At 47.6% G+C, this 11,007-nt stretch carries 14 protein-coding genes; all 14 read right to left on the bottom strand.

Features of this window, described 5'->3' with window-relative positions; all coding sequences use genetic code 11:
* Positions 1-158: 158 nt before the first annotated feature.
* Complete coding sequence (locus NST26_RS30085) at positions 159-1,517, bottom strand: flagellin N-terminal helical domain-containing protein (protein WP_340957708.1); 1,359 nt, start codon at positions 1,515-1,517, stop codon at positions 159-161.
* Between the two features lie 146 nt (positions 1,518-1,663).
* Positions 1,664-1,894 carry a carbon storage regulator CsrA gene (gene csrA, locus NST26_RS30090; protein WP_036721254.1) on the bottom strand — a complete coding sequence of 77 codons (231 nt, stop codon included), beginning with the start codon at positions 1,892-1,894 and terminating at the stop codon, positions 1,664-1,666.
* Positions 1,888-2,331, bottom strand: a complete 444-nt coding sequence (gene fliW / locus NST26_RS30095; protein ID WP_340957703.1) for a flagellar assembly protein FliW — start codon at positions 2,329-2,331, stop codon at positions 1,888-1,890. Before fliW ends, csrA begins: the two co-directional genes overlap by 7 nt.
* Positions 2,332-2,412: 81 nt before the next feature.
* Positions 2,413-2,976, bottom strand: coding sequence for a DUF6470 family protein (locus NST26_RS30100; protein WP_340957701.1), 564 nt, complete (start codon positions 2,974-2,976; stop codon positions 2,413-2,415).
* An 18-nt stretch (positions 2,977-2,994) separates the two neighbouring features.
* The gene (gene flgL, locus NST26_RS30105) at positions 2,995-3,915 is read right to left on the bottom strand and encodes a flagellar hook-associated protein FlgL (RefSeq protein ID WP_036721260.1); all 921 of its coding nucleotides are present in this window, start codon (positions 3,913-3,915) and stop codon (positions 2,995-2,997) included.
* A gap of 18 nt (positions 3,916-3,933) precedes the next feature.
* Entirely contained in the window at positions 3,934-5,535 is a 1,602-nt protein-coding gene (flgK, locus tag NST26_RS30110) for a flagellar hook-associated protein FlgK (RefSeq protein WP_036721262.1), read from the bottom strand.
* 57 nt (positions 5,536-5,592) lie between these two features.
* A complete protein-coding gene (locus NST26_RS30115) occupies positions 5,593-6,093 on the bottom strand; it encodes a flagellar protein FlgN (RefSeq protein WP_036721264.1) in 501 nt (166 codons plus the stop codon).
* Positions 6,094-6,105: 12 nt separating this feature from the next.
* On the bottom strand, positions 6,106-6,393 hold the full coding sequence (gene flgM / locus NST26_RS30120; protein ID WP_036694667.1) for a flagellar biosynthesis anti-sigma factor FlgM: 288 nt from the start codon (positions 6,391-6,393) through the stop codon (positions 6,106-6,108).
* A gap of 106 nt (positions 6,394-6,499) precedes the next feature.
* Complete coding sequence (locus NST26_RS30125; RefSeq protein WP_036694666.1) at positions 6,500-6,907, bottom strand: TIGR03826 family flagellar region protein; 408 nt, start codon at positions 6,905-6,907, stop codon at positions 6,500-6,502.
* A gap of 141 nt (positions 6,908-7,048) precedes the next feature.
* On the bottom strand, positions 7,049-7,930 hold the full coding sequence (locus NST26_RS30130) for a ComF family protein (RefSeq protein ID WP_340957695.1): 882 nt from the start codon (positions 7,928-7,930) through the stop codon (positions 7,049-7,051).
* Positions 7,931-8,045: 115 nt separating this feature from the next.
* Positions 8,046-8,756, bottom strand: a complete 711-nt coding sequence (locus NST26_RS30135) for a helicase-related protein (RefSeq protein WP_340980512.1) — start codon at positions 8,754-8,756, stop codon at positions 8,046-8,048.
* A 60-nt stretch (positions 8,757-8,816) separates the two neighbouring features.
* Positions 8,817-9,476 (bottom strand): S1C family serine protease, encoded by a 660-nt coding sequence (locus NST26_RS30140; RefSeq protein ID WP_340980513.1) that lies wholly within the window; start codon positions 9,474-9,476, stop codon positions 8,817-8,819.
* A complete protein-coding gene (locus tag NST26_RS30145) occupies positions 9,473-9,742 on the bottom strand; it encodes a holin (RefSeq protein WP_340980514.1) in 270 nt (89 codons plus the stop codon). Before NST26_RS30145 ends, NST26_RS30140 begins: the two co-directional genes overlap by 4 nt.
* Positions 9,735-10,592 carry an N-acetylmuramoyl-L-alanine amidase family protein gene (locus tag NST26_RS30150; RefSeq protein WP_340980515.1) on the bottom strand — a complete coding sequence of 286 codons (858 nt, stop codon included), beginning with the start codon at positions 10,590-10,592 and terminating at the stop codon, positions 9,735-9,737. Before NST26_RS30150 ends, NST26_RS30145 begins: the two co-directional genes overlap by 8 nt.
* Positions 10,593-11,007 lie beyond the last annotated feature (415 nt).

An 11,007-nucleotide genomic window follows, 5' to 3' on the forward strand; every position in this document is an offset into this window, starting at 1 on the left:
GGTTATTATTGCAAGAATTGAAGATGCAACACCAAATAATACCGGTCTAAGCAATTAAATGTTTCAATCCAGCTAAACATCTCACATCTGCTCACAATGAAACAGCCGCCAAGGATACCTTGGCGGCTGAAAAACTATTACTATAATATAAATTAATCTTAACGAAGCAATTGCAGAACGCCTTGCGGCTGTTGATTCGCTTGAGCCAACATTGCTTGAGCGGCTTGAGCCAAGATGGAGTTCTTGGTCTGATCGCTCATTTCTTTAGCCATGTCAACATCACGAATACGGGATTCGGAAGCAGTCAAGTTCTCGGAAGAAGTGTTCAAGTTGTTAATGGTGTGATCCAAACGGTTTTGGTAAGCACCCAGTTTGGAACGTTCAGCCGAGACTTTTTCAATTGCATTTTGAATAGTAGTCACCGATGTGTTAGCAGTAGCTTGGGAAGTCACACTAATACTTCCTACTCCAAGTGCATCAGCTCTCATATCATTGATACCAATGCTCATGTTTTGATCTTGGTTAGCACCAATTTGCATCTTCAAAGCATTATTAGTTCCTACTGTTAAACTAACATTAGCGTCTGCTGTAAGTGTAAATTCTAATCCTTTATAGTTACCAGAGGTTACAGTGATTTTATTACCTGATGCTGAGTAAGATCCACCAAGTTCTCCTGCTCCTGAAACTGCATCTGTTCCCGATGCGGTTGTTGCCGTTGTTGCTGCAAAGACTCCTGTTCCTGCATTTGTTGTAATGGATGCTGCTGAACCTTCTTCGTTACTTGTGAAGGTAAAGCCAGTAGTACCTGCCCATGTCGCAGTGACACCAGTTGTTGCGGAAGCATTATTAAATGCGTCCAGTGCATTTTGCACAGTATCAGTTGCTAGGAAAGAGAAGGATGTACCATTAACGGTTAGTGTGCTTGCTGCTCCTAATGCTGTAGTAGCATTAGCAAGAGCACCCGATGTGTTATCGGATTTAGTAGCCTTCGAAGCCAAAGTAAGATTAGCAGCGGTAAGATTAATCGTTCCAGATTGTGTATCCGCTGTACCAGTCAAATTAGCAGCAGTTCCATTACTTGCAACTACAGCAACACCAGCACTACCGTTCAACAACTTCTTAGTATTAAACTCAGTTGAGTTACCGATACGGTCAATTTCACTTGTCAACTGATTTACTTCTTTTTGGATTTCAGAACGATCACTTGTAGTGTTAGTGTCATTGGCGGATTGTACTGCCAATTCACGCATACGCTGCAGAATGCTGTGAGTTTCGCTCAATGCACCTTCAGCTGTCTGAATCAAAGAGATACCATCTTGAGCATTACGGGAAGCTTGATCCAAACCGCGAATTTGACCGCGCATTTTTTCGGAGATCGCCAGACCTGCAGCATCATCACCAGCGCGGTTGATGCGGAGACCGGAAGACAGCTTCTCGATGTTCTTGCTCTGATTGGAAGTGTTAGTAGACAGTTGGCGTTGCGTGTTAAGTGAAGCAATGTTGTGATTGATAATCATTATAAATTTCCTCCCTGAAATTGAGTTAATCCACATCCATGTGGTAGCACTGATTGTTAAGGTCGGCCGCCCTGCCAATCCGTGCCTATTATATATATCGTCCGCACGCAGACATTGTTTATAGCTTTTTTGCAATTATCATAAATTTATTTTGATTTCAATCGGTTAATCAAATTATTCAGGCTACTTGTTGCAGGTGCTGCCGATTCTTGGTTGCTTTCTTTAATCGACAAATAAACCTCTTGCCGAAAAATATCGACATGTCTCGGTGCAGAAATCCCAACCTTAACGGTATCTCCTTCTACACTGAGAATAGTTATTTCAATGTTGTCCTGTATAACAATTGATTCACCCTTTTTACGTCCTAGTACTAGCATGAGGGCTCCTCCTTCGTTGGGCCTTGAGTCCATAGTAGTTGCTGGGTTGAATATGCTGTTTGGTGCAATACAACCTGTTTGCCCGCTTTGTTGTCTGGATTAAACACAATCGGAGCAAGGAGATTTAATGTGGATTCTTCCAGCGTTTCTCTGAGCGTTACAATAGTACGGACCACTACAGATTTTTGAATTTCCAATTCCTCTGCTTCTGCTTCAGGTAATTCAAATTCATAATGAGGAAAAAAAATAAACGGATTTGTTAACAAAAAAGCAAGTTCCGCCGTTTTAAGCGACTGTAAGTAGGAAAACTGCCCTTCTTCTAGATCAATTATTGCAAACTCCGTCTCCTGTTCAAACCCTGGAAGGCCTTTGGGAAAGTGATATATCTGTTCATCCTTAATGTTGAGCACTCCTAATGCCGATGTTTCTATATTCATTGTTCTCAGCACTCCTCTTCCTTATTCTTCTTAGCAAAAAAGCTATAGATGGCTGAAACAATCCATCTATAGCCTTATAATCTAGAACTTGTCATCAATTATCTTCGGGGTAAAGGTTAACGCAGGCATTTGTCGCATATATATTTCTACAACACTTGGAGTATACTGTATTTGCGGTGCATTTTGCTTAACATCAATCTTGACTTCAGCCTTCTGATACTCAATTTGTACCGAATTAGCCTTAATATCGATATCCACATTATCATAAGCAGCCGGGCCACGAATTTCTGGATATGATACTGGCTGCCAATCCTCCCCGTATACTTCAGCAATAGAATTCCCTGGCTTATGGAAATTGGCCATCCGCTCACCTTGCTCCATTCTTTTAGCAATACCTTGAAGCCAAAGTTGCTCTACACCGGAATAAATACGCTGGCTCATTTCACGATATGTCCCGCCGGTATAAGCTGCACGGGCCTTAGACTGATCAATGATGACATCAGGTCCTGGAGAGCGTATATCCCATTGTCCCGGTGTTGTTGTTATCTGCATGTCGGCATTCGGCTGACTCATAGTAAGACTTCCGGGTTTTGTATTCATTCCAATCAGTGGTGGCGTGTGAGAAATCTGCACGGCTACCTGCATGGAGAAAGCACCTCCTGCTTATCTAATGAAATCTACCAGGGTCGATTGAATAATTTTCGCTCCAACCGACAAGGAGGCATTATAAATATTTTCTTGAACCTTGGATTCCGTCAACAACGCTGCATAATCTCCATCTTCTGTTTTGGATTGCAGATCTGTCAAATTGACTTCTAAGTCTCCTAAACGATTACTCATAAGTTCAATCCGGTTTGATTTGGCACCAATATCCGCTTGTACAGCCAATATTTTATCACTTCGGCTATCTAAATTGCCTAATTGTGAGGATACTTCCGCTGTATTACCACTGGCTAGTGCAGTAGATATTTTATCAATGGTTGCGAAGATATTATCGCTCTCATTTCCTCCAAACACTTCGTTTCCCGTTATATTTATTGGAAGTTGTACGCTCTCTCCAACCGTATAATTCAAGAGTCCGTTGTCAGTTATAACCGCGGACGCACTTGAAGTGTCCAGGGTTCCGTCAGCACCAGTGGAGAACTTATAAGGCTGCTCCGTATATTGTTGACCATTAAAGATATACTTCCCCTTGAACTGGCTGTTGGCAATATCAATTAATTGTTCCTTAAGCTGCTTCACTTCTGCATTAATACTATCTAGGGCTTCTTGAGGATTCGTTCCATTCGCTCCCTTAACTGCCAGCTCTCTAAGCCGCTGTACAACATTGCCCGTCTGTGAAAGAACCGTATCGTTAAACTCCAGCCACGAAGTAGCATCATCCACATTCTCTTGATATTGTTCATTTGCTGATAGCTCAGCACGATAACGAAGTGAGTAAGTAATCCCTACCGGATCATCGGAAGGCTTGTTAATTTTTCGCCCGGTTGCTAGCTGTAGTTGTGTATCGTTCATCGTACGGGCATTGCGGTTCAGGTTAAGCAGAAGCTGTGAATTCATCATATTAGAGGTTACACGTAACATCGCTTAAATCCCCCTTTCTTATCGGCCTACGGTCCCTGTAGAGTTGATCAATTTATCGAGCATTTCATCATAAGTCGTCATAAACCTCGCAGCAGCGCTATAAGCATGTTGGAATACTAGCATATTCGACATTTCTTCATCCAGCGAGACACCGCTGACCGATTGACGGCGAGCATTTACCTGTTCTACCAGGTAATTAGAATTTTCTGTCTGGCGGGTAGCCTCTTGGGATTGAATCCCGAGTTGCCCCACCATCGATTTATAGAAGGAACCTGCTGTCGCCTTAATTCCAGTAGTAGGTGATGTAAAAGAACCCGATTGTTGATTGGCTAACAAAAGCGCCAGAGTGTTATTCCCTTTGACAACTGATTCAGAAGTACCTGTTCCCACAGTTCGGAGCGAGGTAGCTATTAAATTGGTGTCCGAGGCAATTTCCGTATTAAATGTGATATTTCCAGCCGTGATAGCACTTCCGTCACCTATAATCGTAAATAAAGGCTTACCGGGATTGAGTGTGCCATCCATGGTATAACCCAGTTGATGAAGACCATTCAGCCCTTTCACCGTTGTCTTCACATCAGCGCTTAAAGTAACACCTTTAGGGAAAGGTGTACCGGCTGTGATTGTGGTCGTGGTCCCACCTGCTTGGGGAATTATTACATCAGTAGTTAGTACCGTACCTTCTGGAAGGATAGATCCCTTGGGGAGAGTAATCTCCATATCACCGTTAGCAATCGTATTCGCAATGTTATCAAGCTGCTGCTTATAATCCGCAACATACTTCTGACTGGAAGAGATCATACCGTGTACTTCTCCAGTTTTTAGATCCCCTGAAGCAAATGCAGTGTTAAGGAATGCACTGTCTACTGTCGCAGATACAGCGGCTCCTTGTACAAGCTGTTGGCTGCCAAGCGAAATGTTATAGCCGTATTCGGTATCTACTACACTGACATTAGCAATCTTGGAGAGCTTATCCGTCAGCAGGTCACGTTGATCCCGCAGGTCATTTGCTTTGTCTCCCATGCTCTCAATCTTGAAAATAGATGAGTTCAAATCCGCAATGGAAGCTAAATACCCCTGTATCTCAGTACCTTTGACTGCTACATTGGAGGCCAAATCCGTATCAAGGTTGCTAAGCTGTCTGCTCATATAATTAAGTGCATCGGTCATGGCCTGAGCAGTCTGGACTACGATCTTACGGGAAGTGCTGTCCTCCGGATTCTTACTGAGGTCCGACCAAGATTTCCAAAAGTTATCGAGCACTGTACTTATGCCTGTATCTGATGGTTCTTTAAAGATCGATTCCAGCTTATCCAATGTATCCGATTGGATGGTCCAGCTCCCCAAAGCTGAATTCTCGCCCCGGTATTGGGTATCCAGGAAAGTCTCACGAATCCGGTCAATAGAGCCAAACTCTACCCCTGTACCCAATTGTCCAGGAACTGTAGAGTTGTTAAGACCATAAGCTTCAATCGGAATAGATGCTCTCATATTCACACGCTGGCGGGTGTAGCCCTCCGTGTTGGCGTTGGCAATGTTGTGGCCGGTGGTATTGAGCGCCGCTGTCTGGGTAAACAGGCTTCGTCTTGCGGTCTCGATGGAGTGGAATGTGGATGTCATGCTACTTGTTCCTCCCTTGTGATTGCTGCGGTGAGCGCAGCTCAGCGGATAACCTGATTATCCACGGGCATCAAAAATACCCGGCCGAGTCACACTGCTGCCCTTGTCGGACGGATGATGGTATGTCATTTCCTGATTTGGTCTTCCGACCAGCAAATCCAGGGAATAATCTATAAAGGTAAGCGACTGCTCAATCAGCTTCTGGTTCAGCTCATTGGCCTTTTTTAATTGCTGCAATGTGCCGGAAAGCTTCTGCTGAATATGCAGCAGGCGCGATTTGTCATCGGGATCAAATACAAGGCGGGACAGCTCGGTTAGATTCAGATTCAGATTGGAACGGATTCCAACCCCCTGCAAAAACTCGAATGCCGCTTCTGCACGCCGTTCTTCCAGCTGTCCGATCACCTTCATCAGCTTGGACTCGCGGTTCAGGATATCAATGAGACCCTCTACCTTGTTGTCCATAATGGTCTGTTTCTTCACTGCGGCCAGATCCAGCATCTGCACATGCGCATCGTCCAGCCGCTCAAGCAATTCTAATAATGTTGTAAGTGCCATGGGTGTGTTCACCTAATTCTCGGAGGATTGCTTAAAGTAGGGGGCGAGTGTCTCAGCGAGCTTGGCTGCGTCAACCTGGTAGGTACCTGCGGATACTTGCTGTTTCAGGCTCTCGATCTTATTCGCACGTTCCGTGTCAATCTTGCCGCTCTTCTGTGCCTGGAGCAGCTTAATGGCCTCATCCGAAATCGATACCTCATCCTTGCGTGTACTCTTCTTCATCTGTTCCTGCCTTTGCGATTCCGCACTTCGTTGGTATGGATTAATCGCATTGATTCGTCCGGCATCGTTAATTTTCATAACTTCACCTTCCTTCTGTAATAAAAAAGCCGATAATCTTTACTAAGTTTATCGGCCCCTGTTGAAACATTCTTTATAGCTGCAAGCGTTTTTTTTGCAGAATTGTTTAGTTGCGGAACTTGTCCACCGCGCGGTAAGCACCATCTGGAGCCTTCTTGGAAGCGCTCGAGTCTGCACTTTCCTTGGCTGCATTGGCAAGGTCCTTGGTCAGACGGCTGCGGCAGCTGTCGCACATATGCCCGTCCCGGATCAGGGTTCCGCATACCTCGCAAGGGTACATCATATTGGGTGCATTGGCTATGGAAATCCGGCCCTCCCGGATAAAACGCGTGATTTCCTTGATGGAAATATCGGTGGCATCGGACAGTTCCTGTATGTTGGTGCCTCTATTTTTGCGTAAGTATTCTACACAGATTTCGTACTCATGCTCTAACTCTTTGATGCAGGGCTGGCACAGGTTCATCAGGTTCTTGACATATAACCGGCCGCATCTCGGACAATTGTCTACATTCATATCTACCGCGGCTCCCTTCTATCATTCTGCACAACTCATGAATCGCTTATGCTACTAAGATTACATGATCGCCGAAGATCCGTCTATGTTTAGTATCGGTCAGGGAAGCGGTTTTATTGAATTCCGGAACGGCGGCAGCTACTAGGAACGCGCCCAGGTCAGAGAGTAGATTTCAGCAAGGCAATTCTGGCTGCGGCAGAGCTGCTGAAGCGCTTCGGCGCAGGCACGAATCGTACTTCCGGTAGTGTAGATATCATCGACAATGATGATTTGCAGGGGACGCTGCTCAAGCTGATGCGTCGCACGGGAATGTAGGTGTTCCTTCAGACTTTGCAGAACCGCCGAATCTATATTTCCGGCAAAAGCATGCTTCATATCGGCCAGCCGCTCCCTTCTGCTTTTGAAGCTCTGCTTGGCAGTGTGATGGGTGCGGACCAGCAGCGGAAGCTGAGGGATTCCCCTGCGCAGGGATACTACTTCCGCCAGCCGCTCCGCCTGATTGAAGCCCCTCTCGGACAGACGGACATCGCTCACAGGCACAGGGACCAGCAAATCGGCTTGCCATAGGTTAGAACGCATACGAAGCTTTGAATGCCATATCGGGAATGGTTTACTAAAAAAGTTGCTTTGTAGCGCTTCATTCAGTTGTTGTCCACTCTGTTCGTGTTGCAGCAGCGCGTATGCCCTGTCCAGCATCAGACCGAGCAGGGGCGCGAGCCGCTCATTCCCCCGGTATTTATACTGGCCTAATATTTCACGCATTTCACTGGTGTAGGCTACTGCACTCCGATTGCACCGGATCGGTATGGGTCCATGGCTGCGGCTGCAATCGGGACAACCCACATGTCTTCCGCAAGTCTGGCACCGGGGAACGCGAATCCATGGAATGCTGCTCTGGCAGTGCAGGCAGATCTCAGGCCATTCAGGGGAAGGGCAGCCTCTGCGGCCGCAAAACAGACATTCCGGCTGCGAAGGCGCGATTAGGGAGCGGGCTTGATTCATCCATGATGACAGGGAGCGCATGGTAATCCTCCTTGTAAAATATGGTGTGTGGAGTTCAAAAGTTCAGCATGTATAGCATTCAAAATGAGGGGAGCCGGGCATTCACAGCTATTTCCAGGGAATCCTCACAAAATCATTAAGACTTGAGATATCCTTGTCTGCGGGCGATAGCGTTCATACTGCGGATCTGTGATATGGCGGCGCGCTGCGAGCGGGTCCACTCTGCAGAAGCGAAGATGACGTTGCCTGCCGGATCATCCTTGGAGCGGCCCGCCCGGCCCGCCATCTGTACTAAGGCCGCCTCATCAAATAGTCCGCTGTCTGCATCCAGAATAAATACATCACTATGCGGTACCGTGACCCCACGCTCCAGAATCGTTGTCGTTACCAGCAGGGAAATGGTGCCATCCCGGAACTTCAGCACCTTCTCTGCTCTCCCCGGGTCTTGAGAGGAGGTGCCCTCTATAGAAATTTCGGGAAACATCCGCCGCAGAAGCTGCAGCAGTCCCTCAATATGGGCTATCCGGGAGACGAAGAGGAAAATCTGCGCCTTACGGTCAAGGGACCGCTGCAGCGCTGAACGCAGTCCTGCCGGAATTCTGCCCTGCTTCAGGCAGCGATGAAGCGGCGGCATCCGGATATGGCGCGGAACCGGCAAGGGGTGGCCGTGAAAACGGACCGGGACCCTCGCATGCGGCAATCTGCCGGAGCGGGCATGACGCTGAAGCTCCGCAGGCGGTGTGGCGGAGAGTAGGATGAATCGTCCGCCGGGCTTGCAGACCTGCCTTGCAGCATAGTCCAGCATAGGGTCGTTGTGATAGGGAAATCCGTAGATATCAATTCGCACACGATAACGAGATTTTCTTCTATATATAAAGTAAAAAAAGACCATCCGGTTAAGGATGGCCTACTGTAGAAACTCTCTTACACCTTCGATTGGAATAGCGAATGAATACCCTTCGGCTGCTCCCCGCATGATCCCCACTAGCTTCCCACGGTCATTAATAAGTGGACCACCTGAGTTCCCATGAATGGATTGTGCGTCCGTCATGATGGCAGTCCAGCGCTCACCGGAGGTCATGATGCAAGACCGGGAGATGTCTACAATAGCACCTTCGGAAAAGCTCCAGTGTGCAAGCCCCTGCGGCTGGCCTACGGTCATGACCTGCATGCCGGGGTATATTTGTGTGCCTGACAATGCAAATCCATCTGCGGCGCTGTCAATGCGTATGAGCGCGAGATCCACAGATCGGTCAATGCGCAGCAGCGTTCCGTCATGCACTACATTGTCGTAGGTGGTCACATCAATGTGCAGCGCACCCGTATTGCTGCCGACTACGTGAGCATTGGTCAGCAGCAGTCCATCACCGACCAGCGTACCGGTCCCGATGCCTTGGATTCGCGTACCCTCGAATCGTGAGGTATAGTATGCCGTGACGATGGTTGTATTGGCCCTAGCAGTTTCAAGCTGTGCTTGGAAGGTGTGCTGCTGGTTATAGGGATATGCGCCAGCGGAAACAGGCATAAAAAAAGTGACCAGCAGCATAATGCATATGCGCTTGATCACTTAGTTGTACCTGGATTGTTTTTGATAAGTTCGAAAAGTCCGGTTGCTGATAGTCCGGCGAATGCTCCGGCCCACAATCGCGGAGCTAAGTCAAGGTCAGTGAAGATGTACCCTGCGGCACCAGCTGCCAAGCCAATCACAAGCCCGATGATGGGGATAAGGTTTTTCGGCAGGGTAACGGTAGCCTTAACCAGATTTAGCAGCGCTACGACAATCACAGACAGAGCAGAGGCAAAGGCCATGACTTGCAATAACAGATCATTCATTTGTCACACTCTCCTTTGGGTAAATTAACACTCGTTTGGTGTTGATGGCATCCGGGTCCAGAAACACGCCGCGAACTATGCCGAGGTCCCGCAGGTCCGTCCCTTTAATGTAGCTGGTGCCATCGTAGTTTTTCGTATCAACCTTTGTGTCACCGACATAGATACTGCGCAGCGCGTATGACCATCGAGCGCCCAGAGCGTTCAGGATTAGCTTAGCTGGCACCCAACTCTTTCCTTCAATCAGCAGTCCCTCATACGGTACATCGTTCAGTAGCACATCTACCGGATACGTTCCGGCTGGGGTAGTCCGCACTCCGTACTTCACGCCCAGGTATTCGCAGATGCCTTGAGCCATCGCTACGGCAAGCCGATTTTGGAACTCTTCATTAAAGAGTAATTCCTCTTCTGCTTGGTTTGTCAGGAATCCAGGTTCGATCAGAGCTGCGGGCATAGTCGTGTTCCGGCATACGGAGAGGTTCTGATACCGGCACTTGCGGTCGGCCAGACCAGTCACGGACATCAGATATTTATGAATGATCGTTGCAAATGGTTTGTCCATATCCTTCGTATACAGCGTCTCAGAGCCTTTAGCAGGTGGTTCCCCGGCATTTGCATGGATAGACAGGAATACGTCTGCCCCTGCCTTATTAGCGATCTTGGCGCGGTCTACAAGCTCCACGAATACGTCTGTTGAGCGAGTGAGGATTACGTTAATCTCCGGGTTCTTCTTCAGCAGCTCATTGACCTTCAGGACCATGGAGAGATTAAAGTCCTTTTCAAACTTCTTGGTTACGCCTACTGCGCCGGAGTCTTTTTTGCCATGTCCGGCATCAAGTATGACTGTCTTCATCGGGTACCGCCTTTCCGGGCCTATGCCCTCCTGTGATCTCATTGAAGATAAATTTAAGTTCTTCAGAACATACTTCCTTGAATGTCCAACACCACGGTATTCTCTTAGGGGCAGGAATGGATCTCCGCCCAATTTTACGACCTGTTTGATTGTCCACGCCTTAAACTGAACCTCCTCGCTCCGGAAATATGGAAAATGCCTCTCCAGGTAATTTCTGAAGAGGCGCATTCCGCTGATTCGTCCGATTTGATACACAGTGAATATGATCAATCCATCCCACTTGAAGTTATCCGCAGTTTTGTACAGGAAGTATGGCAGGTCGTAGAACACAAACTGAATTATTGCCCACATCTACCGGCACCACCTCCGGGTCAAGTAACTCCGCCATCTCTGCCCCGTATAGGTGCGTGATCCA

Origin of the sequence: Paenibacillus sp. FSL R7-0128 (genome assembly GCF_038002245.1) — a bacterium.
In the GTDB taxonomy this organism is placed as follows: Bacteria; Bacillota; Bacilli; order Paenibacillales; family Paenibacillaceae; genus Paenibacillus_AQ; species Paenibacillus_AQ silagei.

What these genes read in the sequence shown, in the direction of transcription:
- NST26_RS30100 (WP_340957701.1), bottom strand. Translation starts at nt 2,976, where the DNA reads ATGCAGGTAGCCGTGCAGATTTCTCACACGCCACCACTGATTGGAATG.
- NST26_RS30115 (WP_036721264.1), bottom strand. Translation starts at nt 6,093, where the DNA reads ATGGCACTTACAACATTATTAGAATTGCTTGAGCGGCTGGACGATGCG.
- fliW (WP_340957703.1), bottom strand. Translation starts at nt 2,331, where the DNA reads ATGAATATAGAAACATCGGCATTAGGAGTGCTCAACATTAAGGATGAA.
- NST26_RS30130 (WP_340957695.1), bottom strand. Translation starts at nt 7,930, where the DNA reads ATGCGCTCCCTGTCATCATGGATGAATCAAGCCCGCTCCCTAATCGCG.
- NST26_RS30145 (WP_340980514.1), bottom strand. Translation starts at nt 9,742, where the DNA reads ATGAATGATCTGTTATTGCAAGTCATGGCCTTTGCCTCTGCTCTGTCT.
- NST26_RS30085 (WP_340957708.1), bottom strand. Translation starts at nt 1,517, where the DNA reads ATGATTATCAATCACAACATTGCTTCACTTAACACGCAACGCCAACTG.
- NST26_RS30125 (WP_036694666.1), bottom strand. Translation starts at nt 6,907, where the DNA reads ATGAATGTAGACAATTGTCCGAGATGCGGCCGGTTATATGTCAAGAAC.
- flgL (WP_036721260.1), bottom strand. Translation starts at nt 3,915, where the DNA reads ATGTTACGTGTAACCTCTAATATGATGAATTCACAGCTTCTGCTTAAC.
- flgK (WP_036721262.1), bottom strand. Translation starts at nt 5,535, where the DNA reads ATGACATCCACATTCCACTCCATCGAGACCGCAAGACGAAGCCTGTTT.
- flgM (WP_036694667.1), bottom strand. Translation starts at nt 6,393, where the DNA reads ATGAAAATTAACGATGCCGGACGAATCAATGCGATTAATCCATACCAA.
- NST26_RS30150 (WP_340980515.1), bottom strand. Translation starts at nt 10,592, where the DNA reads ATGAAGACAGTCATACTTGATGCCGGACATGGCAAAAAAGACTCCGGC.
- csrA (WP_036721254.1), bottom strand. Translation starts at nt 1,894, where the DNA reads ATGCTAGTACTAGGACGTAAAAAGGGTGAATCAATTGTTATACAGGAC.